Source organism: Leptothoe sp. ISB3NOV94-8A, assembly GCF_043421595.1.
GTDB classification, from domain to species: domain Bacteria; phylum Cyanobacteriota; class Cyanobacteriia; order Phormidesmidales; family Phormidesmidaceae; genus Leptothoe; species Leptothoe turfae.
Window position 1 is genome coordinate 58,489 of sequence record NZ_JAXSQW010000003.1, and the last position, 22,303, is coordinate 80,791.

Annotated in this window: 17 protein-coding genes; 8 read left to right on the forward strand and 9 right to left on the reverse strand. The window is 46.5% G+C overall.

From position 1 onward, the window contains the following. Nucleotide 1: 1 nt before the first annotated feature. Nucleotides 2-1,978: a hypothetical protein gene (locus tag SPB21_RS32710; protein WP_499869219.1), complete on the reverse strand. Its 1,977-nt coding sequence runs from the start codon at nucleotides 1,976-1,978 to the stop codon at nucleotides 2-4. Between the two features lie 1,736 nt (nucleotides 1,979-3,714). Between SPB21_RS32710 and SPB21_RS32715 the strand changes: the two genes are divergently transcribed. Next, entirely contained in the window at nucleotides 3,715-5,118 is a 1,404-nt protein-coding gene (locus tag SPB21_RS32715; RefSeq protein WP_499869220.1) for a helix-turn-helix domain-containing protein, read from the forward strand. 85 nt (nucleotides 5,119-5,203) lie between these two features. Here the strand turns inward: SPB21_RS32715 and SPB21_RS32720 are convergent, their stop codons facing one another. The 4 genes from SPB21_RS32720 to SPB21_RS32735 all read right to left on the reverse strand — a co-directional run bounded on the left by SPB21_RS32720 (nucleotide 5,204) and on the right by SPB21_RS32735 (nucleotide 7,598). Then, the gene (locus tag SPB21_RS32720; RefSeq protein WP_499869221.1) at nucleotides 5,204-5,494 is read right to left on the reverse strand and encodes a phage integrase N-terminal SAM-like domain-containing protein; all 291 of its coding nucleotides are present in this window, start codon (nucleotides 5,492-5,494) and stop codon (nucleotides 5,204-5,206) included. 67 nt (nucleotides 5,495-5,561) lie between these two features. After that, entirely contained in the window at nucleotides 5,562-6,182 is a 621-nt protein-coding gene (locus SPB21_RS32725; RefSeq protein WP_499869223.1) for a hypothetical protein, read from the reverse strand. Between the two features lie 152 nt (nucleotides 6,183-6,334). Beyond that, nucleotides 6,335-6,529 (reverse strand): photosystem II complex extrinsic protein PsbU, encoded by a 195-nt coding sequence (psbU, locus tag SPB21_RS32730; protein ID WP_163671891.1) that lies wholly within the window; start codon nucleotides 6,527-6,529, stop codon nucleotides 6,335-6,337. 106 nt (nucleotides 6,530-6,635) lie between these two features. Then, a complete protein-coding gene (locus tag SPB21_RS32735) occupies nucleotides 6,636-7,598 on the reverse strand; it encodes an aldo/keto reductase (protein WP_499869225.1) in 963 nt (320 codons plus the stop codon). A gap of 547 nt (nucleotides 7,599-8,145) precedes the next feature. Here SPB21_RS32735 and SPB21_RS32740 point away from each other — a divergent pair. Continuing rightward, nucleotides 8,146-9,543: a lysophospholipid acyltransferase family protein gene (locus SPB21_RS32740; protein ID WP_499869226.1), complete on the forward strand. Its 1,398-nt coding sequence runs from the start codon at nucleotides 8,146-8,148 to the stop codon at nucleotides 9,541-9,543. A 94-nt stretch (nucleotides 9,544-9,637) separates the two neighbouring features. Here the strand turns inward: SPB21_RS32740 and SPB21_RS32745 are convergent, their stop codons facing one another. After that, nucleotides 9,638-11,062 (reverse strand): glutaredoxin family protein, encoded by a 1,425-nt coding sequence (locus SPB21_RS32745; RefSeq protein ID WP_499869228.1) that lies wholly within the window; start codon nucleotides 11,060-11,062, stop codon nucleotides 9,638-9,640. Between the two features lie 148 nt (nucleotides 11,063-11,210). On the opposite strand from SPB21_RS32745, the gene SPB21_RS32750 reads away from it, so the two are divergent. Further along, complete coding sequence (locus tag SPB21_RS32750) at nucleotides 11,211-11,702, forward strand: host attachment protein (protein WP_163671265.1); 492 nt, start codon at nucleotides 11,211-11,213, stop codon at nucleotides 11,700-11,702. Between the two features lie 382 nt (nucleotides 11,703-12,084). Then, a complete protein-coding gene (locus SPB21_RS32755; protein ID WP_499869230.1) occupies nucleotides 12,085-12,276 on the forward strand; it encodes a DUF4278 domain-containing protein in 192 nt (63 codons plus the stop codon). A gap of 277 nt (nucleotides 12,277-12,553) precedes the next feature. Here SPB21_RS32755 and SPB21_RS32760 read toward each other — a convergent pair whose 3' ends face one another. After that, nucleotides 12,554-13,000: a PLD nuclease N-terminal domain-containing protein gene (locus tag SPB21_RS32760; protein WP_499869232.1), complete on the reverse strand. Its 447-nt coding sequence runs from the start codon at nucleotides 12,998-13,000 to the stop codon at nucleotides 12,554-12,556. A gap of 391 nt (nucleotides 13,001-13,391) precedes the next feature. On the opposite strand from SPB21_RS32760, the gene SPB21_RS32765 reads away from it, so the two are divergent. From SPB21_RS32765 to SPB21_RS32780, 4 genes are read left to right on the forward strand one after another with little or no spacing between them, the layout of a single operon-like run. Further along, nucleotides 13,392-14,669 carry an HlyD family secretion protein gene (locus tag SPB21_RS32765; RefSeq protein WP_499869233.1) on the forward strand — a complete coding sequence of 426 codons (1,278 nt, stop codon included), beginning with the start codon at nucleotides 13,392-13,394 and terminating at the stop codon, nucleotides 14,667-14,669. 42 nt (nucleotides 14,670-14,711) lie between these two features. After that, nucleotides 14,712-16,664, forward strand: a complete 1,953-nt coding sequence (locus SPB21_RS32770) for an ATP-binding cassette domain-containing protein (protein ID WP_499869234.1) — start codon at nucleotides 14,712-14,714, stop codon at nucleotides 16,662-16,664. Continuing rightward, nucleotides 16,661-17,761 (forward strand): ABC transporter permease, encoded by a 1,101-nt coding sequence (locus SPB21_RS32775; RefSeq protein ID WP_163703195.1) that lies wholly within the window; start codon nucleotides 16,661-16,663, stop codon nucleotides 17,759-17,761. Before SPB21_RS32770 ends, SPB21_RS32775 begins: the two co-directional genes overlap by 4 nt. Before the next feature lie 3 nt (nucleotides 17,762-17,764). After that, nucleotides 17,765-18,892, forward strand: coding sequence for an ABC transporter permease (locus tag SPB21_RS32780; protein WP_499057788.1), 1,128 nt, complete (start codon nucleotides 17,765-17,767; stop codon nucleotides 18,890-18,892). Between the two features lie 147 nt (nucleotides 18,893-19,039). Here the strand turns inward: SPB21_RS32780 and SPB21_RS32785 are convergent, their stop codons facing one another. Both SPB21_RS32785 and SPB21_RS32790 read right to left on the reverse strand, forming a co-directional pair. Continuing rightward, complete coding sequence (locus SPB21_RS32785; protein ID WP_499869236.1) at nucleotides 19,040-20,665, reverse strand: putative glycosyltransferase family protein; 1,626 nt, start codon at nucleotides 20,663-20,665, stop codon at nucleotides 19,040-19,042. Further along, nucleotides 20,655-22,124, reverse strand: a complete 1,470-nt coding sequence (locus SPB21_RS32790) for a glycosyltransferase family protein (protein WP_499869238.1) — start codon at nucleotides 22,122-22,124, stop codon at nucleotides 20,655-20,657. Before SPB21_RS32790 ends, SPB21_RS32785 begins: the two co-directional genes overlap by 11 nt. Between the last annotated feature and the right edge of the window lie 179 nt (nucleotides 22,125-22,303).

The window sequence follows — 22,303 nt, forward strand, 5'->3', positions numbered from 1 at the left end:
GTTATCCTGTGTCAGGATGCGTCGACGAGGTCTCTCCAGAGAAGGCTCGCAAATAAGATAACCACTGTTGTCTTTGTTCAGCCGTGAGATGGGCCAGCGAGGATGTGGTGAATTGCGTTGGCGCTAGCGAAGCCATGCCTGATGGGGCTATAGCCGCTTCGAAGAAGCTTCGCAACTCCTCCTGAATCCTTCCCGGTCCCCAATCCAACTTCTGCAGCTGCTCCACTATCTCCACAATCGTTTCTAATGACTGCTGCTTCGCCTCTGACAGCTCCATATCCACCAGCTCAGCACATAGCTCAGGCGGCTGTTGCCGTAACCATGCCAACGCCTCCGCCATCAAAATCGGGTCATCCAACGTTAGCCAGTAAGCCATCTGCTGCAGGTGAGCTGCCCTAGACTCCTGAGCCATTACTTCTTCAGCCTCTACAACCTCCTGAGCTGCCTGTAAATCGACAGCGACCTGAGCCTTCGACAACATTTCCCGGATACGCTGAATCTCTTCTTGGTGGGGATTACCACCCTCTGGCTGAGATGCAACAGATTTCAGATCGCTAGAACCATTGGTTTCATTATCATTACCATCTATCCCTTGTAATAAGCTTGTGGAGCTGTGACAGTTTGGCGCGTTAGCTTGGCCAAACTGTCCAGATTCATTGTTGATTTGGGGTGTGTTTGGGCAGTTCTCCTGTGTTTTCCAGAGTGGATGCCACAGTTCTTTGTAGCGATATAGAGACCCACCTCCGATGCCAAATTTTCTAAGGGCATTGAATCTAGCAGTGGCCTGTTCTGGAAGTTCGTTTTTGTCTGAGAGTTCTTTGAGTGCTGCTTGAATCTTGTCCTTGGTTTTTTGACTCTGCTGTTGATTCCAACTGGGTTCAGTATTTTCAGATTCAGACTTTTCCTTCTTTTCCTTTTTAGATTTATATTTTCCAAACTGTTCTCCATAGTGGAAGTAGTGACTTTTCTCGATGCAGCTGACCCATTCTGAAACGCGGTCTTCGATTTCATGCTGATGACGACACCACAACTCATAGCCCGGCAATGCTTTGGCTATAGTTAGAACTTCTTTGATTAGACTGTCACCGATTAGCGGTTCACCACCGTACATCACATGGTGAAATACATAGGTGCGCATGGTGATTCGACCCAGTAATCGATTTGTTTGGCCATGGTCGGTCCAACCTTGCTCGATTTCAGCATTGAGGTCGTTTAGAAACTTATCAGCCTTATTCGAGAGACGATAACTGCGCCGTTTCTTCTGTCGAATGATCCGCTGTAGTATCGCATTATTTAGATTGTTGCGTCCCTGGCATTGTTTCCACTGTTCGACAAAGGTAGTCTGGTCGGTCCAGATCGGGTCTAGATCATCATTGAGTAAATACGACCCACGCTGTAGCGGTAGCCGGTGGGCGTTAAATAAGTTCGGAGTACTTTCGATGGTGTATAACCGAGCATTGGGAAAGACTTCAAGCTGACCGGGGGTGACCTTAAAGCCCTGACTTTCCAGAAGCAATGTGATGCCACTGCCCACTTCCCAAGCTGTCAGTGATTCTGAAAATGGAAAATATAGGTGCAGACCCTGACTATCGGATGAGGTGCAGGTGATGGCTGACACAAGACCTAAGGGTTCCAGTGCTTCAGTCAGTTTTTGAAAGGCAATGGGATCTCGCCTGGGGTGGTACGCGCTACCGATATCAATATCGACCATGGCGTACTGGGTTTCTTTCCCAAATCGCACACCATATAAATAAGTGCCCTGTTCAATCAGTCGGTCTGATAATGGATGCCGACTTTCCGTTTGCCATTGGGGGCGTTTGCCTGGGGATGGATGGTTCGCGTAGATGTAATCGTGACGATGGGAAAATAGTGCAAGAAATCGATTGTTTCGTTCTTGCACGTATTCAAATGGATTTGGCAGAGCCAATGTCACGCTTAGGTCCACAGTTCCGTTAACAGCATCGGGATGTTGCTGCACTCAGACGAGTGATTCCCGCTGTCTACGAGTAGACCTGTATTTTGGCAACACAAAACAACCCTAGCTGTAAGCAGGAATCCTGCTTTATTTAGAGGCTAAGGGTAGGAATCCAAAAGAACAGAACTGGATAATCCTGGCATTGCTGATCCTCGGTATGATTTCATCTGAAAGATGCTGGTTGATAGCATGTCTGACAGATCGTTTCATACTCTAAATCAGCAATAGCAATATTCTGTTTCACAGTGGTCTAAAGCACTAGAAAGTGCTGAATTTTAATTGTGTGCCTTATACAAATGAACTACTCATGTTGACTTCAATGCTTATAGCAGACTGTCTGATTACAAAATCTTGCCTGGATTGTTCTGATAACAGAAAATTTGTAATCATGGCTTGGCTTCTGAGAGGGCCAAAAACATCAAACTCTTTTGTTGTTGGGAAATATCACATAACAACAATCAAAATTTTGGGTATGGGGTCTAGATAGTTTAGGGTAAGGGACCTAGAATTTTCCGGTCTATGTTCTAGAACTAATTTGTAATCATTATGGGTACCAGGCCCTAGATAAATCGTGTAATCAATCCCTTTGGACACCATGGATGTAATCACTGTAGGGGCCGGGCTCTAGAGTATTGATGTAATCAGAATCCTATGTTTGTAATTTTGTAATCACTTTGGGATTGGGCTCTAGAATAAGAATGTAATCAAGATTAGGGTTTTGCTTCTAGATGCCACCTTCTTGGAATGTTCTAGCGTGATTACAGGTACCAGGTTCTAGAGATTGTTGTAATTGGGTTGAAGCCCTAGACTCAGATGTAATCAGTTTTGGGCTCGGGCTTTAGAGGAGATGTGTAATCATAGTAATGATCGAACCTAGGACCCGTAAACCTTGTTCCGACCCTGCCATGGGGAAACCCCAGTATGCCTATTGAGATAGCTTGATTACTTCCGGAAAGGGAACTTGGAGGGACCCCAAGCAACACCTTTAAACTCCCCATCAACACCGTACTTTAGGTGCTGGGCTCTAGAGTAATCCTGTAATCAGGCCCAAGTTCTAGAGGTTTTTGTAATCAGGTCTAGGCTCTAGGCTTTGTTGTAATCAACTTTGGGCTCGGGCTCTAGAGTAATCCTGTAATCACAGCCATTATCAGCTCTAAATGTAATCACTTCAATGAGGCTTCTAACTGATTTTCTAGGGTTGTGCTCTAGCGAAACGTGTAATCAGGTCCAGGTTCTAGAGGTTTTTGTAATCAGGTCTAGGCTCTAGGCTTTGTTGTAATCAACTTTGGGCTCAGGCTCTAGAGAAAACCTGTAATCACAGCCGTTATCAGCTCCAAATGTAATCACTTCAAGGGGTTGTGTGATCTGTGTTTCGGGGCTAGGTTCTAGATTTACTTGTAATCGAGCTTGGGTTCTAGAAATATTTGTAATCACCTAAAGCTGTTGCCATATGGTGTGTTGACTATTGTTGTCTCAATTTAGGTGACAGGGTCTAGAGACTTTTGTAATCAAATGGAAGTTTTGAGGCCAAATGTAATCACGACTATGAGAATATTCACGCTTTCTGTAAGTTGTCCTCATATGTGTGAATATGGCGCTATAATTCACCGCGTGGTGTGAAGCTTGGCATGTTTTCTTCTTGCCTGTCCAGTGCTCTCTAAACCACGTCCAAGTCTGCAGGTGCTTCTAGGTCAAAATGACGGTACTGGACGTGGACAATGTTGAAGTCAGGGAATCTAATGGCCTCAAAATCTAACAAAAAACTAGATGCTGAGACGCGGGCAAGTCGTTCTGTCGCGACGCAGCAGAAACTGCCTACTACCAAAGTGGCCCCAGGTGAGCGTCCTAAAACAAATCCAGATCTGTTTGATCAGGGATCGCTGACTAAAGTAACTTCCTCATTGCCAATCTGGGAAGCGAGCAATATTCTCACCCAGCGTCAGCAGTTGCCTTGGACAACTGATCCCGATGGCAAGCTGATTTATAGCCGTGAGGTTAATGATGGCAAGGGGGCAATTTGTTTCTGGATTGCGGACAATACAGAGGAAGAACACCCTGCTGCGCTAGCGGGGGCAGCTGCTCTGGCGGTTATTGATACGTTTGATATTCGGGCGGCGTGTATACACCTGATCCTGGCGGCCCATGCGTCTCAGATGGAGCGGCCCTGGGAAGAGGAGTTGGTGATTGATGATCGCCAAATTGAGGCTTATCTTGGTTTGCAGCGACGTACCGATAAGAATCGTCGTGAGAAGCTAGCGCTGATTGAGGAGATTGTTAAACAGCCTTGTAAGATTACGACGCTTATTTCCTGGCCGCGCTACGGCAAGCGAAAGGGGTTTACAGTTGAGGAAGGCCGCCTGTGGCACCTCCTGGGTACTCGCCATCATTATCAGCAGGATAATTTTGGTAATAAAGAGCTGACTGGGATGTCCTTTGTGGTGAAGGCGGGGCTGTGGGCTAAGTACTTTTTGAATGAGGAGACAGCTCAGGAACAGGAGCTGCCGGTTAACCCAGGTGTGTTGCCGAAATCACTGTTGGAAAGTGTGATGAGCATTTGGCAGCACCGGGCGGGGGCGGCTCGATTGATGGTATGGCTGTTGTTTAAGGCGCAGTTTAGTCCACAGCATCCGTTGCCAGTGCGGACTTTGTTGGAGGTGGCCTATGGGGTGGAACGGGTGCACAATGCGCAGTCGGATAATCAGCTGCGGAAGAAGCTGACGAATACGTGGGATGAGGATTTGCTGGCGTTACATGATCGGGGTTGGCAGATTACGTTTGATGCTGAGACGTATCCGGTTGAGATTCAACCGTCGGGGTTTGGGCGGGATACGTCTCGTCGGCCTAGGGGATTTTTTGATCAGCTGCTAAAGGCGCAGTTGTTGGTTGCTCCTCCTGAGAGCTGGGATACGGCAAATCTTCCATCTGGGGAGGCGGCAGAAGAACCTGTTGAGATAGAACCTGCGGTACCGAAGTTGACTCCGGAGGAGGTTAAGAGTCTTAGGGTGGAAAAGGGATGGAGTCAGCGTAAGTTGGCGATGCTAACTGGAATTAGTCAGGGGTTGATCTCAATGATGGAGAATGGTACTCGAACGATTACAGCAGATAATGAACTTATCTTGCGTCGTACGTTTGATTATTTTTAGTGCTTGGCTGTGAGAGCTATCTATAGCTTACCGTTTCAATCACCATTAGCTTAAGGAGTTTCTGCTATTGGCAGAGAAACTCTGGTTATGGGGGGAATATTAGGCTGAATGAATTGGCCTTAGGTGTCGTTTTTAGATGAGTCTTATAGCGAGTTAACTCCTGCTCGGTGACATCTGGCCATCCCTTTCCAGCTAACCACCGCTGAAATTGCCGCAGCTGACGAGTGTAGGTTTTCTTTGTACTGGGTCTTAACTCCCGATTCTCAAGAAACCGATCTACCCAATCAGGCTCACGAGTTGCCTGGGGCACTACAGGCTTTTGGGGCCTGCCATCTTGGAACTCAATAAATGTGGGTTGTGGATCGGATTTAGCCATGGGTAACTCTCATACTGGTACAAGAGTATCAAAGGTTTTCCTAGTAATCCTGCGGCTGAACAGAGTTTTAGGAACGTGGATTTTGTAGGATCGAGAGCGCTTCTTCCAATGCCTTGGCCGCCTGCATCAGCTGTGTCCGAGTTTTGACCAACTGATTGCGCCGCTCAATTCCCGCCCGTGCTTCCCGATGGCGTGGCTCGCCCGTTTTACCCAAATGAATGTGCCGCACCAATCGTTGCTGTGCCTGGGGATGAAACATTTCCCTATGGGCCGCCAGTTTGTTGTACCAATAGGTACCGTAAGGCCGCTTAACCGCATAGGCATGCACTTCCGTTCCCTCAGGAGCAATATACTGTTTGCTGTCCGGTTCTAACTGAGCGAATTGGGTTTCCAACTCAGCCATGGCTTCTTGGAGTGTCTCCATCAGTGACGAAATCCCCAGCGAATCCAGGTCTTGAGGGTTGCCCCGCTGTCGTAACATTAGTGTGGCCGCCGAGTTAGCCGACATCGGTACAGAATGCTGTGCCTGTGCTTCATCACCCACTTGAAGATTAACTGTTCCAACGTTTTCGTCAGCTTTAGCCAGTTCTGAACAAGTCACTAAATTAGGACACTGAGCCGCCAATAGCCCCGGTGTTTGAGTAATCGCTTCACAGGAAAAACTAAACGGACAATACTTTCGACTCATTAGTATATTCTAGCTGTCTAATAAAACTATTTAGCTAGAACTAAGTTTGAAATATAGGTGCCCATGGTGAGCGCTTCAAGCAATGAATCGTTACCGATATTGTTGGTTACATTACTCTTCTGGTTATAAAAAAGATTGCTGCTGTTGATGGTTCACTTATAAATACCAGGATTAATTCGATCCCCACCTTCGATTAGTGCCGGTTCAGACGGAGTCACTACAAAATTCTCTAGATTGTCTTTCAGAATATCGATTTCGCGCTCGCTGAGTCCTGGCATATTGAGAACATCTTCTACCGTGTTGAAAGGTGCGTTTGCAATAATCTTTCGAGCCAGGGTGGGATACAGTCCTTATCTTTTCCTTTAGTGTGGATAACAGATATATATTTGAGTTGAAACCGCAATAATGCTAAAAACACATTATGAGAATCTTATGAAAGTAAATGCTCCAACCCTAGTTAGGTTCTTCATTCACACAGTGACCCGCGTTGTTGAGCTTTGCCATCTGCTTAGTGGACAAGGTCAGGTCTAACGCCCCCAGGTTTTCTTTCAGGTGGTCGCCCCTGTTACCTGAAAAAACAGGTAACAGGGGCGGTTGGCGATGCATCATCCAGGCCAACACAACTTGATTGGCGGTAGCGTTAAGTTCTTGGGCGACTTCCCGTAATGCAGCTATCCGGGCTTCTGTATCTGGTCCAGCATAAACAGCTGAGATGGGGCGATCAGCTCGGACATAGGCTCCCCGTAGGAGTGGTGTGTAGGGCAGCATGGTTTTTCCCCGGGCGTCACCATAGCTCATTAAGTTTTGGTTGATGAGGCGCTGATCACCAAAATCTGCGCCAGGAGTTGGGCGTAGGTAGGTAAATCGCTGTTCGATACAGGTAAACCCGTTCCACCCTTGAGCTGTTGCGATCGCATCTGCATCTGCTAAACGCCAAGCATAATAATTACTCGCCCCGACAAACCTGACCTTACCGGCTTTTACCAATGAGTGAAACGCCTCTAGCGTCTCCTCTAGGGGCGTGCTTGGATCATCCTTGTGGGCATAGTAGAGATCTAAATGATCAATACCTAACCGCTTCAGACTGTTGTCGCATTCAGAAATAATAGTTGATGCAGCTAGACCATCAGGCACTTCCCCATAACCAAAACCAACTTTACTGGCAATGAAGAGATCATCTCGGTTGCCCCGTTCCCGAAGCCACCGGCCAACTACAACTTCGCTTTCGCCACCCTTGCCGTTGGCACTCCATTGATTGTAGCTGTTGCCTGTGTCAATGAATATGCCTCCAGCTTCCAAATAAATATCCAGCAGCTGGGCTGATTGTTCATACGTGTTAAGGGTCCCAAACCGCAGTGTTCCTAGGCATAAACAACTGACGTCAATCCCTGTTTGACTTAACTGAATTTTTTTCATGGTTATCTTCAAGAGTATAGATTAATAATTGTGTAAGAAAAGACAAAGATACTGCCTTGTTCGACTTTGCCGTTTTGCTTCTGGCACAAAGGGTTTAGCGATCTAAAAACATAATCTCCCTAGACCACCGACCTCTTCTAATGGAGAGGGTAAGAATCTCATCTGGTGGTCAAATCATAGGAATTAGATCTATCTAGGATTAGCTGATCTCTAAGGCTTACTTTAGGTTAAATAACTAATATGAGGATTTTATGGAGAATTTAGATTTAGTGAACCCAAACGCCCTCAGGTATTTTGGTGAGTGATAAAAAAATGACGGGTCAAACACTTATCGACTAGCCCGTCATTTATCGCTTATTAAGTTGTCCAAGGTTTCATCCTCCCGAACCATTCTTTGGATTTACAGAGTTTGTAGCTTGTCTTGCACCTCACATAGCCGCATTTGCTATATTTCTGGATACTTGATGCTGGATAGGTGTTATGGTCCTGGTTAGGAGTGTTGCGGTGAGTTCGATATTCGTTTTCCTTTGATGAAGACTGCGTTCAGATGCCCCAAAGTATTGATGGTGTTCAGCCCCCATTAGGATTTATTGCCCCTGCCTACAGCGCCTGGTTGCTGAAGGTAGTTCATAGAATTTTGCCCATACTGTTGCGTGTGCGTCTGTCACCCTGGTTACCGGCAGGTATCACCCAGATTCAGGTGACCAACGGTAGAGTGCTAGCGGAGTTCTACCAACAGTTTCAACAAGGGAACCTACGCTTTCTAATGGCCTTTCGTCATGTAGAAGTGGATGATCCTCTCTGTGGCTTGTATCTACTATCCAGGGCCGTTCCTCAGGCTGCTCGGCAACAGCGTATTCAGTTACGAACGCCGCTCCATACCCATTTTCTCTATGAACGGGGAATGCCACTTTGGGCAGGAACCTGGCTCGGTTGGGCGCTCTCTCATCTGGGTGGGATTCCCATTCGCCGCGGACGACAACCCGACTGGTCAGGGCTACGACAAGCACGACAGATGTTGAGTCAGGGCCTTTGGCCCATGACGGTGGCTCCGGAGGGGGCCACCAATGGTCACAGTGAACGAGTGGGTCCTTTGGAGATGGGAACTGCTCAATTAGCATTCTGGTGTGCTGAAGATTTGGCCAAAGCAGGTCGCAGTGAATCGGTTTATATCATCCCTATCAATATCCAGTATCGGTATGTGAAACCTGCTTGGTCACGTTTGGGACGATTGTTAGCTCGATTAGAAAGGGATAGCGGATTACCTGCCGATGTCAGTCATAGCGCAGTATCTGAGAAGATTATTTATCAACGCATCATGCGCCTTGGAGATCATCTGCTGAGCAAGATGGCAACGTTTTACAGTCGTTTTTATCACCAAAAACAGCTCTCTTTTCAGTTTGATGCTGATGCCCAATCTGCTTGCTTAACACGACTGCAAGCACTGCTGCAGGCTGCTCTGCAGGTGGGTGAGCAATACTTTGGCATTTCGGCCCATGGCAATCTGGCGGAACGCTGTCGCCGTTTAGAGGAAGCGGGTTGGACCTATATTTATCGAGATGATTTGCCGGATCGCAGCACCCTATCGCCTTTAGATCGAGGTTTAGCAGACTGGGTAGCTCAAGAAGCCAGTTTGCGAATGCTCCATATGCGCCTGGTGGAAACTTTTGTGGCGGTTACCGAGACCTACCTGAAGGAAAAACCGTCCTTTGAACGCTGTGCAGAGACCACCTTCCTGATGTTTGATATGCTGGCCCGTCTGCGAGGTGATAGACACCCCTGTCGGCCCCGGTTAGCTGCTCGTCGGGCCACACTCACCATCGGTGAGCCGATTTCGGTGACAGAGCGCTGGCCTATGTATCAAACCAACCGCAGGGCTGGAAGACAGGCGGTGATGGACCTGACCCAAGAGTTGCAACAGGCGTTGGAGCAAATGATCACTTAATCTAAGGTTTGATTCCTGTCTTCACAAGCTTCTTAAAGGAATTGCGTATGCTCAATTAGAGTCGTTTTGGAGACACGTTATTTCGACGCCAAGTTTAAGTTAATAACAATAATTCTGGCTGAAAAATCATCACTAGCCCAAAGAATAACATAAACAATCCGCCCACTAATTTAAGACGGCGGCCCTGGCTTTCACTCAATCGAGTGGACTCAAAGGAATAGATGAAATTTGCCAGGATGAGCCCCAAAGGCACTATATAGAGGACGGCATACAGGAAAGTCCATGTGGTTTGGCATAGGAAAGTACCGTCTACACTTTGAATATTGCAATAGTTTACCAAGGTTGTCATGTAGACCACAGGTAAGATGGCTGTACAACCCAGTTCAACGGTATTCACAAAAATGGCCAGAATGACTGTACTGCCCAGCGCTGCGAGGAACTTGAGTCGATTTTTCTGGGGCTCGTTTAGGGCACGAACAATGCGGCTGGCCTTTTGGGTAATGGTGCGCTGTTCGTCGGCTGATAGAGAGAGGGAAACACCTTGCTTAAACCAAAAGTAGTCTTTGATGTTGATTAATCCGGCGATCGCAACTCCAATTCCTAACACGAGTAAGAACCATTGACCATAGTGCTCTAGTAACAATGCCCCCATGCCAATCATCACCATGATGAACAGGAAATACATTGCTGCTGATGTAATAATAAACGTGCCCCCAATCAGAAGCATATCTCTTCGTCGTTTAGTGTGGGTGAGCAACGACAACAAAATGATTAAGACGGTAAAGGCACAAGGGTTAAATCCATCAGCCAGGGCAATGGTTGAGACAAATAGTGGAAAGGGTAATTGTTGAGCAAAGGTCTTGATGATTGTATCTGGTGTGAGGCTTATTAGCAGAAACAGACTGAGTAGGCAGATGGCCCCTAAGCCACCCCACCAATAGCGTCGAGCCTGGGGGGATTGAAGACGACTTCTTAATAATGGGAAACTGATTAGATATATGCCCGGTAACCCCAGGACTAACCAGGGAAACTGCCAGGGGTTTGTGGCGGTGTCTAATTGTAATGTGTTTGTGGCGGTGCCTAACTGCAACGTGTGGCCGACAGCAGTTGCGATCGCATCTAAAATCTGGTTATGGTAGCCGATATATCCCTCATAGGCTGGTACATATTCTAGTGAGCCATCACTCTCGCTATAGCCAACAAAACTCATTTCGCCAACAAATGTGCGAGGCACGGCTCCAGACCGGATGTTATATCGTTCCCTAAAATCTTGCCACGTTTGAGGTTCTTCGCTCACTTCAATCAGATGTACCTTCACATCTGGATTGTAGGTATCAATATCCTCCATCAGTGGTTTCTGACGCAGACAATGGGGACAGGTTGTACTGTGGAAGAAGTACACATCGACAACATCACTCGCGACTGTTTTAACAGGCACTAATAGGATTAAAACGACGGTTAATATTGTTGCTAGAAACTGGATCCGCCATTGATATATAGACTGAAATGGAGCTTTCATAAGCAAAGAGATTACAAGATGTATCTCAGGAGTAAACTATACAACTGTTCAACGATAAAATTATATTAGTTATGATAGCGCCTGGTTCCTCAGGTGTAACCACGTCAGTTTAGTGACATAGAACTCTACAAAATTACTGAGACAGTCTATGGGTAAATTGCTTGTTGCTACTATCAATGGAGCCGTTGCTCGTTTCTTCACTTCAGAACCAGCAACCTTACCTATGTATGATCCGGACGTTCTAACGCTAGTTGAACATAAAAGTATGGTGAGTTTCGAGGGAGAACTACCCGGCAAGGCTCTATGGTCAAATATTCAGTCAGGACGTAACCGTGGTGCGAGCGGTCAGTCCCACAGATATGATGACCATCGCCAGAGTCATAAACTTGAATTTGAACGGCGATTTGCTAAATCTATTGCTAAAACCGTACTAGATCTGGTTGAGTCTAAACACGTTCGACAACTTATTATCATTGCGGCACCCCAAATTCTAGGGCTGATGAGAGAAGTTTGCACGCCTCTATTACCCAAGCCATTGAAAATGAATGAATTGGCTCGAGATCTGTGTCATCTCAAGCCCCATGAGCTGCATGATTACCTGGCGAAGACAGGACAGTTACCAGCCCGGATTAGATTGTGAAAGATTGCTGGGAGTTTCTAACGCTGTAAGTGCTTTCCATGTCCCCAGTATTGGGGGGTTGGGGGCCTGGATAACTGGTAGCTTCTTTACCAGAAATGTCCTTAGAAGACAGCGAGCTGTCATAGAGGCAGATGCAGCAATTCTGCTTAAGGGATAAGGATTTTATAAGATCCAAAAATTAATGCTGGAGAGACGTTGCATGCAACGTCTGTACATCCAATAGTGGAGCCTAATTAATTGTGGTTCCTAAGCTGGTTATCCACCAACCCAAACCTGAAGACTATGGGGGTATAGCACAGGCTTCATAAGATTCTCAAATTCTTTATCTAACATCAAAGTGGGATGAGGGTATCCCACTTTCTAACAATTTCAGGGGGACATTATGAAACTAAAGTATCGCGGCGTTAGCTATGACTATAAGGCTCCTGATGTCGCAATTGCCGACAGTGAAGAAGTCGGTAAATATCGAGGTGTTACGTTCCACTTCCACAAATTGGTTAAAGCACTGTCTTCACCAGTTTTTGACCTGAAGTATCGTGGAGTTTCATATCATACTGGTGGTTCAGATGCCTAATTTAGCTTTGAAGCTCTAATGCCGAAATGTTGGCTAAGCAAAGGTACCTTTGCTTCTCAACACTAGAAGAAGGCTCAGGAAACTGATAATTTCTTTTTAGAAACTATCTGAGGCAATTCACTCTCAGAGTAGATATAGGGGGCTGGCTGTTTAAACCGGTTGTTTTTTCTGTTTTTTCTTACCTTGCTCCCTATCTACTGGCATTGAATTTTAATGTCGACTCCTTGGGAGGTCTTTGGTTCATGACTACACCATCCCGAAAGTTTTCTCTTAGACTTTACTGTGCTAGCTCCCGGCGACGCTGTGGTCGTCTCACAAAGACATAGATCAGTGCACCAACAAAATTCAAGAATAGGATAATAATAGTCCAAACAATTTTAGTGTTGCCCTCACTTGCTTCTTGAGTAGCACAGTCAATCAATACCCATAGCCAAAATAGAGCAACAACAACAGGGCTCATCAGAATAGCAACTGTTCTGATCAAGGCTAAGCGTTCATTACGATAAGGTTGCATGGAAGCATCAATCTTTTTTTGAATCAAGATCTCTTGTAACTGTGGCCCATCTGACAACTTTGGATCATCTGGTAATCTAACCGCGATACGTTCACCTTCTAGGGTCTCTACAGTAGCTTGGAAGTAATGGGGATGTGAATAAATGTCAATTCTCTCAATCTTATCCTGTTCAATCGCCTGAATTAGCTGATCGTATTCCCATGTAGTCATTGTGGGCTGTCTAGCACATGATGTATTAGCCAGTGCGATCGCAACAAAAATACCGAGAAGGGAAAATAGAATAAAATGTTTCCAGTTTTTACGTCTGCTATTACCATTCATTTCGTTGTGTTACTCCCCCGAGAACTAGTACATTAGCGGTGTCTAATTTCCGGTCTTGCTTGCTCAGACATATTCAAAACCGATCTATACCCGTAGATTACAAATCAACTTTGAGGAAATCATGGAGAAACCCCCTAGAACGCTGGCATGAAAATTGCTTAGCGATGCTTAGTGGGGTACTCATAACTTCCTCATATCCATTTTCTAAGTTCAAGATAGAGCAGGTTTTAACTGCTGTAAAAGTCAAATCCTCTCGCCCCTTTAATGAGGAGATCTGTTCATGCATTTGCCAGGTTCACGGCTGAATCTCAACCAATTAGTTGCTCGGTTTAAGCCCCATTCCACTACCTCTGACGTATCGAAAAGTAAACATAAAAACAGGCTGCGTGTCTTGCTTCCGTTAGGTCTTTTGGTGGTGGGTGCGGGTTTCTCCGTGACCTACTTCTTATCACGTTCCCCCACAGATACGCTGCAGTTGAGTGGCCGCATTGAGGGCTACGAGACAGACGTGGGTGCAAAAGTATCAGGACGAGTGGAGTTTGTAGCTGTCAGAGAAGGCGACCAGGTCAATGATGGTCAAGTGATTGTTCGGCTTGATGATGAAGAAGTGCAGGCTCAATTAGACGAGGCTAAAGCACAGCTGGCCTCTGCCCAACAGCGAGAACGACAGGCGCGATTGCAGATTGAGGTGCTGCAAAGCCAAATTCGGCGAGCCCAGGTGAGTCTGGAACAATCCCAGGGGGATACAGTTGGTCAGGTTAGCCAGGCCGAGGCTAATCTTGCTACGGCTCAGGCGCAGCGAGCAGAAGCAGAGGCACAGCTGATTGCGGCTACATCAGACTTGGATCTGGCCAGGGTGGAACGCGATCGCTACATCAAGCTTGCCCAAGTCGGTGCCGCGACCCAGGAGCGTGCGGACCAGGCCCAAACGACGTTTGAAACTACCCAAGCCCGGTTGGGTGTACGTGAAGCCGCCATTGTCGCCGCTCAGAGACAGGTTGATGCCGCAGCAGGGGGATTGACCCAGGCCCAAACCACCCGGCTCAATCCAGATCTTCGCACGGCTGAGTTAGACGTTTTGCAAAAACAGTTGATTCAGGTACAATCCCAGGCGGTTGCTGCACAGGATAATGTGACCAGGGCTGAAGCCGTTCAGCGAGAAATTGAAGCTCGCATGGGCTATCTCACCATTGCTAGTCCCCTCGCTGGAGTTGTTACCGCTCGCAGCGCTGAACCGGGAGAAGTGGTGACGACCGGCAGTACGCTGCTTTCTTTAATTGATCTAGACACTGTTTATCTGCGTGGTTTTATTCCTGAAGGAGAGATTGGCAAAGTACGAGTAGGACAAGCGGCCAGCGTCTTTCTAGATTCAGCACCCGAGAATCCCCTCAGTGCCCGAGTTATTGCCATTGATACCCAGGCTTCCTTTACGCCTGAAAATATCTACTTCCGAGAAGACCGGGTGCAACAGGTGTTTGGTGTCAGACTCAGCATTGATAATCCTGATGGATTTGCAAAGCCTGGCATGCCTGCCGATGGTGAAATTTATTTCGAATGATGATGCCGATTTTGTCTTAATCATGGGTGAACAAATCAAATCATGCATTCAACAACTCGTCAGATTGAGCAGCCAGAGACCGCACTCGAAACCCCTGCTATCCAGGTAGATGAACTCTATAAGCGTTACGGCAAACTAACCGCTGTAAACGAGGTGACGTTTACGGTGCGGCGGGGCGAAATCTTTGGCCTCATTGGTCCTGATGGTGCTGGCAAGACCACCCTGTTCCAAATCTTGGCGGGTGTTATGGAGGCAACCTCGGGCAATGTGATCATTCTGGAGCGTGCGCCTCGGGATGCTCGCTTGCAAACGGGCTATCTCACCCAACACTTTTCGCTCTATCTGGATCTCAGCCTGGATGAGAATCTGCGATATGTAGCTGGTCTCCATGAAGTGCCCCCCCAGCGTTTTGAACAGCGGCGCAACCAATATCTCAGGCTGATGAATCTGGAGCCGTTCTCAGATCGTTTGGCTGGTCAACTGTCTGGTGGCATGAAACAGAAGTTGGCCCTGTGCTGTGCCCTGATTGCTCAACCCCAAATATTACTTCTAGATGAGCCGACAACGGGTGTGGATCCTGTCTCCAGGCGTGAGTTTTGGGATGTGCTGGCCACCCTCTCCCACCAGGGCGTCACCATTGTGGTGGCCACACCCTACATGGATGAGGCTGAGCGCTGTCATCGTGTTGCCCTGATGTATGATGGCCAGATTCAGCAAATGGGAACACCGGCTCAACTGCGGGATAATCTGGGACTCCAACGCTTAGAGGTGCGCGCTAGCGACCTCAAAACCGCTGAACAGGGGTTACTTGCTCAACCGTCTACTCCGATTGTGGATGTACAAACCTTTGGTGATCGCCTGGATGTACTGGTTGACGATGCAGAGACTGGTGAAACCCAGATTCGTGCTCTCCTGGGGCAACATCAGCTCACAATCAACACGATTCGTCCAGCAGCGCCTACTTTGGAAAATGTCTTTGTCAACCAGCTGCGCCAACAGGGGTCGGACCCTGCTTTTGTGCCATTGCCTCGGCTGCGGCCATTGCCAGCCCACAGCAGCGATGATATTGCCATTGGTGCCCGTGACCTCAGTAAGACATTTGGCAATTTTCAGGCGGTTAAAGCGGTCAACCTGGACATCCGCTATGGTGAAATTTATGGATTGTTGGGGGCTAATGGTGCTGGCAAAACCACCACCATTAAGATGCTGTGTGGGTTGTTGGGCATTACCCAAGGTGAAGTCACACTAGCCGGCCAAACCCGCAATTTGCGTAGCAGTGCTCTACGTCAGCGGATGGGCTACATGAGCCAGAAGTTTACCCTTTATGATGACTTATCTATTCAACAGAATTTGGAATTTTACTGTGGGGTTTATGGTGTCCCCCGTCGTCAGCGCTCTGCCAAAATCAATTGGGTTTTAGACATTTGTGGATTGACGGGCAAAGCAGACCTGATGACGGGGCAACTGCCAGGTGGGTGGAAACAGCGGGTGGCCTTTGGGGCATCAGTGATGCACGAACCTGAAATTTTGTTTTTAGACGAGCCCACATCCGGTGTGGATCCCTTGGCTCGTCGTCAGTTCTGGCGATTAATTGAAGACTTAACCCATCAGGGCACAGCCGTGCTGGTAACCACCCACTATCTAGAAGAAGCTGAACATTGCAATCGCATGGCATTTATGGCAGCTGGGGAGATTGTTGCCCATGGGTCCCCGAGTCAAATTAAGGCCAGCCAGCCGGGACAGCTATTTGAAGTGCAGATTCCCCAGCCTCAGGTTGTCTCCGACTTACTCAAACAGTATTTTGAGGATTGGCGAGTATCCCTATTTGGCGATCGTCTCCACATTGTTCTGGATCAGCCGGATATAGACGTGCCTCGTCTCCGCTCATTACTGAGCACAGCAGAATTCGACATTCAATCTATCCAGGCTGTGCCATTCTCCCTGGAAGATGCCTTTATTGGCATTATCCAGCGAGCCCAGGGGGGACAGCCATGAAGCGCATCTGGTCTCAGTGCATCAAAGAATTGGCTCAATTTCGTCGCGATCGCTTGACGTTTGCCCTGGCTTTTATCTTGCCGTTGGGGATGCTACTTATTTTTGGCTATGCCATCCGACTGGAGACAAAAAATATTCCCCTGGCGATCCAGGACTTTAACATGACTCCCCTCAGTCGTAGCTATGTAGAACGACTCTTTGCCACCAATCAGTTTCAGCCTGTCCCAGGGTCGGGAGAGCCCATTGAGATCATTGATCAAGGACGCGCTAAAGCGGCAGTGATTATTCCACCAGATTTTTCCCGTCGCATCAAAGACCAGAAATCCAGCCCTATCCAGGTGCTGGTGGACGGTACCGATGTGAACAATGCCCGCGTGATTCGCAACAGCATACGGGCAACGACTAACTTCTTTGTGCAGGATCAAGGACTTCAATCTAGAACAGTTAAGGTGGTTGCCCGCATTCGCCTCTGGTTCAATCCGGGTCGCAAGGAATCTCTCTTCATCGTGCCGGGGCTTTATGCCGTTATCTTGGCCATCTTTCCGGCCTTGCTGGCAACTCTCGCCATGGTGCGTGAGAAGGAACAAGGCACGATTGTGCAGGTTTATGCCTCTAACTTAAGTGCAACTGAACTGCTGCTGGGTAAAGGGCTAGCCTACTTCATTGTGGCCATGGGTGAGGCCCTTTGCATCATGGGTTTGGGCTCGCTTCTGTTTAGGATTGGGTTGGCCGGTAATCCTCTACCATTGATGCTAGGGACCTGCTTATTTGCGACGGTCAGTGTTCTTTATGGTCTTTTGATCGGCGTCCGCTCTAGTAATCGCATTGCGGCGGTGCAGGGGGTGGCATTTACTGGTTTTCTAGCCTCTTTTTTGTTTTCGGGCTTTATCTATCCGTTGAGTAATATTCCGTTTCCCATTTCACTCATTTCTAACATTGTGCCAGCTCGCTATTACATTGATGTGACTCGCGATGCCTTTGTCAGGGGGACCGGGTGGGGAGGCGTTTGGGTTGCCCTGGTGGCCATTGCGCTGCTGGCATTGTTATTTTTTGCAGCCGCCTGGCGTGGTCTGCGTCGGATGCAGTTACCGGACTGATTGATGTTTAAGTTGTTCCAGCGTTTACTTAACAGTCGCTTCTGGGCCTTAGCCATAAAGGAGGTTCAGCAGATCTTGCGAGATAAGAAGCTACTGTTTATGTTAGTTTTTCCACCGACGGTGCAACTGTTGCTCTATGGCTTGATCTTAAACCCAGATGTGCAATATTTGAAATTAGGAATTGTGGATCAGGTTAATGTTGGGGCCAGCCGTGAACTGGTGGCCGCCTTGACCGAGAATGATGTGTTTGTTGTTGATCGCTATAGTGCCAGTCAACAGAGCCTGGGGAAACAGGTGCGACGGGGAGACATCACCTTGGGGGTAGTCTTTCCGCCTGACTTTAATCGCAATTTGTCCCAGGATAAATCGGCTGAGATTCAGGTGATGGTGGATGGTGTGGACGCCAATACGGCGGGAATTGCCAGTGGCTACTTTACCCAGATTGTCCAGCAATATAATCGTCAATTGAATGATATTGAAATCCCCAGTGTTGTTGAACCACAGATTACCTTCCTGTACAATCCTGGACTCATCAGTAGCTGGTTTTTTGTACCTGCCATGATGGGCGTCGTCCTGACGTTAATTGGATCCATCGTCTCCTCGTCTGCCCTGATTCGGGAAAAAGATACGGGCACCCTGGAGCAGCTCTTGATGACTCCAGCGTCAGCCGGGGAGATTTTGCTGGCAAAAGTGGTGCCGTTATTTGTGCTGTTGTTGGGGGATGCACTGTTGGCGCTAAGTGTTGCCAATATCATTTTTAACGTGCCGTTGCGGGGCAGCTTGTTGCTCTTTTTAGTGATGTCGGGGTTGTATGTCTTTGTCGGGATTGGCATTGGTATGATGCTGGCCACACTCTGTCGCAATCAACAGCAGGTAATATTGACCTCGTTTTTTATCAATATGCCGTTGATCCAACTGTCGGGTGCGATCGCACCCATCGAAAGCATGCCTGCGGTTTTCCGTTATTTGTCATTGCTGAATCCCCTGCGTCACTATGTAGCAATTTTACGGGCTGTATTGTTGCGGGGTGTAGGTTTGGAGGTGATCTGGCCCCATGCGATCGCTCTATTGGTATTTGCAGCGGTTTTAGTTACCATTAGCACCAATCAATTTCGACATCAGGTGAGCTAGCCGCCTTAAGGCTCCCGCGCTTAAATAATTCCCCCGTTACCCCATCACCCATCCACCCATCGACTCATCCACATTGGATAGTGGGCAGACTTACGCCACAGAATACTAGGGCAATATCTCCAGGGTCAGCAAGAGTTTTAGAAAATTCTAATCTAAACGATAGACATACGCTGTATCCGTTTCTAAAAAAAGCTTGTGTGGTTTTTCCATGGCTTCATTTTCAACAACCTTGAATATGGGAAATAGGTTGATCGGCGATTTGGGCATAGATTCTACAAAATAAGTTTCTTGATACGTACCTCTATTGAGAAAATTATTCTCTATGAACATGACTCTCTTAGGATGGATAACAAAGCTATCTGTTTGACAATCAGCTAAAGCCGTTATTCCTTTATGGGCAATATATGTATCAATATAGTTGTACTGATTATTAATCTCTCTTTTACGTTTTATTCTAGGATCACAAATAACCGAACCAGAAGGTAGCTGGGCTAGTATTTGAGTTATATCACTTGTACTCATCAATCGGTTTGGGCCATATTTGCTGAGTATAAATTGATAATCGTGGAGTGAATTAACGAACATTGAGCCTGTAATCAGCACGCCGACAGAAATTGAAAAAAGTTTCTTCTTACTTGGTGAACAATCCAGATATGCCAGTGAGGTGAGCGTCAGCACAATCGGAGCAAAAAGGATAGGCAATCTGTGATGAAGGGGCGCTCCCATGGAATTGATATTTGAAGCGGCCAGTAAGTAAATTATCCATACAGTACACCACATCAACCAGATATGTTGATTCCCTTTAAATTTAACAATTCCCCACCAACCGACTAGAGATAGAAATAGTATGGATACCACAAAGCAAAATAATGAGGAATTCCAAAAATAAGCTTGTTGATTGAGCGTGAGATAACTAAGAAAAAAATTGCTAATTTTAGTGTATAAATCAACTCCAAAATGGTCGCCTGAGTTGTGATTAGGATCAAGTACTGTCTTTAAAATTGCTTTTGTATTTTGAAAGTTGCGCCCAATTTCGCCGATCCAATAAGGTAATAATATAATTCCAGCTGACAGGATGCTTATAATAGGCAAAGATATCAGTAAAAGGTTGCGTTTTCTCCTAATCACTTTATATATAAATACTGAAGAGGTGATAGCAACAACAACTGGCATTATAAATAGTGTTGAAGAGTGCAAGCTAACTAAAATAGCTACAATAACTCCGGAGAAAATCCATAACAATGCTTGAACAAAAAAAGAAAATTTCCCTTGCATCTGTAGATTATAAAGCAAGGTTAGAACCATAATAAAAAATGGTATTGAGCTGGGATTCCATTGAAAATTGTTGATAAAAATATCTCCAAAAAGAAGGCTATACCACAATCCTCCTAAACCACTCAGAAAAACTCTAGTTGAATTTTTGGTGTTTTCTAAAAGCTGATATAGCAAGCAAATAAAAAGAGGGATCGACAAAAAAGAAAATAGTGCATTGGGTAGTGCTTGAAATACTGGATCGGGTCCTAAAAGAGTAAAAGGAAAGAAAAGATAATAGTACAGAGGTAAAATATGATGTCTACCGATACTACTTTGCGGCCCGAGCGTGGGAAAAGAGCCTTGCCACATTTTTATGACTGCAAATGCATCTCTGATTTGATCGGGATCAGGACCAATATCAAATGTCACATACTGAAATACTGCAAACAGCCGTGTTGATAATCCAATCGCAACTGCTAAAAGTATAAAAATATATCCCAATATCAGCTTAAATCTCATAGAGCCATCCAGAACAAAATGTGAGGCCAATAGCTGTCGCGAGGGCTAGTAGCCAAAGTACAAAAACGATGGACGATAGCTTGCTTAAGGCAACGTTATTATCATCTGCCGCTTGGTGGCTTAAAACAAAAGGCGACATAAAGATATGATCTAAATTGTCTACATATTGCCTCTTTTCAGGATTTTGCCCAATACATCCCTTGTAGATGGAATCATCTACAAGACAAGCAATATTTGCAACTCGCTGCATCAACCGGAAATCAAAGCGCGTTCCAGGAAAACCAACTTTTTTTTGATATATTTCCAAGTTGGGTTGCATGAGCACAGAAGCAAACTGGGTCATAATAGCAATTACAAGTACACCCTGAATGAAGTATCTTTTCAATTGCCTGGATGATAAAAGCAGTTGTACAAGCAGAGCCAACAGGGGTATTAACAACAAATGAACAGAGGTAACATGAAATCTGGCACCCCAGGCTGTACCCCCCGTCCACACCAGTTTACTGGTCAGCAATATATGTAACGCTAGATTTAGCAGCCCAGTTAATAGGTACAGCTGGACATAGGGAGAAATCTTTTTCCAGATGACAATGGTCAGTATCAGACAGGGTAAAAATAGTGGATCGTATATAAAAATACTTCTCGCTGGCGAGAACAATGTATCCAGAATGCCGATCCAAGGTGGATTGACAAAGGGATAATTTGCAGGAAGTTGCGGTAAGCCAGTCCACATGGGATCTGTTCCAAGCTGCTTTAAGATTTCACTGTTTGACGTTGCCCATACACTGCCATATCTCAGATAATCAACAAAGCGGCCTAGCAGAGTAAATGGAACCAGCCCTAAGATCCAAACCGCTGAAAATCTAAAAAGGTTGGATAGGTATCGCTTTTGATAGAGAACGCAGCCACTTAAAAACAAAAAGACCGTCAAAGCGTGGAAAATGCTGGTTGTGCGAATGAGTATGGCGAGCCCCAAGGATAAGCCACTTAAAAATACATAGGAGAGTTTATTAAAACGTACACCCGCTAGGGCAGATGCATATCCAATGGTCACAAACAACAGGATCTGATTATTTTGCTGGGGAATTTGAGCATAGTGGAGCACCGTCGAACTTAGTAACCAGCCAATGCTCGACAAAGCTGCTACATGCTGCTTAAACTGAAATAATCTGAGTAGCCAAAAGCAAGCGATGATAGCTGCTACATTCAAAGGTATAAACACTAAAAATTGAACGGCTAAATTTCGAAACACAGTTTCTCCAATGGAGGGGAATAAACGTCCTAACTGTGTCCCGACCCAGTCACCAGGCAACATCAGCAGAGACTGCCCAACATCATAGGCAATATACCGTTTGTTATCTCTGCCTTGAACACCAAATCGGATGTCTCCCCGTCGTTTAGGCTGCGTTTCGGAAGACACAAGCACTTCTTCCTGTCCTTTCCACCAGGAATGGGTCATTTGCAGCCTTAACGTAGTATCTAGGCCAATGTATGTGCCGGGATTTATGACAGCAAGCCATAAAAATGTAATTAAAATAAGCTTGGTGAGTAACTTCATGTCAGACAATAACCTGTAGCGTTTTTGGCCTATTCAGATATTGGACAGAGGCGGGCAATCCTATCTTTAAAGTGCTGCCA

Bases quoted from the DNA above. Each gene is read 5' to 3' on its own strand.
- SPB21_RS32720 (WP_499869221.1), bottom strand. From the start codon at position 5,494: ATGGCTAAATCCGATCCACAACCCACATTTATTGAGTTCCAAGATGGC.
- SPB21_RS32725 (WP_499869223.1), bottom strand. From the start codon at position 6,182: ATGAGTCGAAAGTATTGTCCGTTTAGTTTTTCCTGTGAAGCGATTACT.
- SPB21_RS32790 (WP_499869238.1), bottom strand. From the start codon at position 22,124: ATGACCCATTCCTGGTGGAAAGGACAGGAAGAAGTGCTTGTGTCTTCC.
- SPB21_RS32745 (WP_499869228.1), bottom strand. From the start codon at position 11,062: ATGAAAGCTCCATTTCAGTCTATATATCAATGGCGGATCCAGTTTCTA.
- SPB21_RS32750 (WP_163671265.1), top strand. From the start codon at position 11,211: ATGGGTAAATTGCTTGTTGCTACTATCAATGGAGCCGTTGCTCGTTTC.
- SPB21_RS32715 (WP_499869220.1), top strand. From the start codon at position 3,715: ATGGCCTCAAAATCTAACAAAAAACTAGATGCTGAGACGCGGGCAAGT.
- SPB21_RS32755 (WP_499869230.1), top strand. From the start codon at position 12,085: ATGAAACTAAAGTATCGCGGCGTTAGCTATGACTATAAGGCTCCTGAT.
- SPB21_RS32780 (WP_499057788.1), top strand. From the start codon at position 17,765: ATGTTTAAGTTGTTCCAGCGTTTACTTAACAGTCGCTTCTGGGCCTTA.
- SPB21_RS32785 (WP_499869236.1), bottom strand. From the start codon at position 20,665: ATGAGATTTAAGCTGATATTGGGATATATTTTTATACTTTTAGCAGTT.
- SPB21_RS32765 (WP_499869233.1), top strand. From the start codon at position 13,392: ATGCATTTGCCAGGTTCACGGCTGAATCTCAACCAATTAGTTGCTCGG.
- SPB21_RS32740 (WP_499869226.1), top strand. From the start codon at position 8,146: ATGCCCCAAAGTATTGATGGTGTTCAGCCCCCATTAGGATTTATTGCC.
- SPB21_RS32735 (WP_499869225.1), bottom strand. From the start codon at position 7,598: ATGAAAAAAATTCAGTTAAGTCAAACAGGGATTGACGTCAGTTGTTTA.
- SPB21_RS32775 (WP_163703195.1), top strand. From the start codon at position 16,661: ATGAAGCGCATCTGGTCTCAGTGCATCAAAGAATTGGCTCAATTTCGT.
- SPB21_RS32770 (WP_499869234.1), top strand. From the start codon at position 14,712: ATGCATTCAACAACTCGTCAGATTGAGCAGCCAGAGACCGCACTCGAA.
- SPB21_RS32760 (WP_499869232.1), bottom strand. From the start codon at position 13,000: ATGACTACATGGGAATACGATCAGCTAATTCAGGCGATTGAACAGGAT.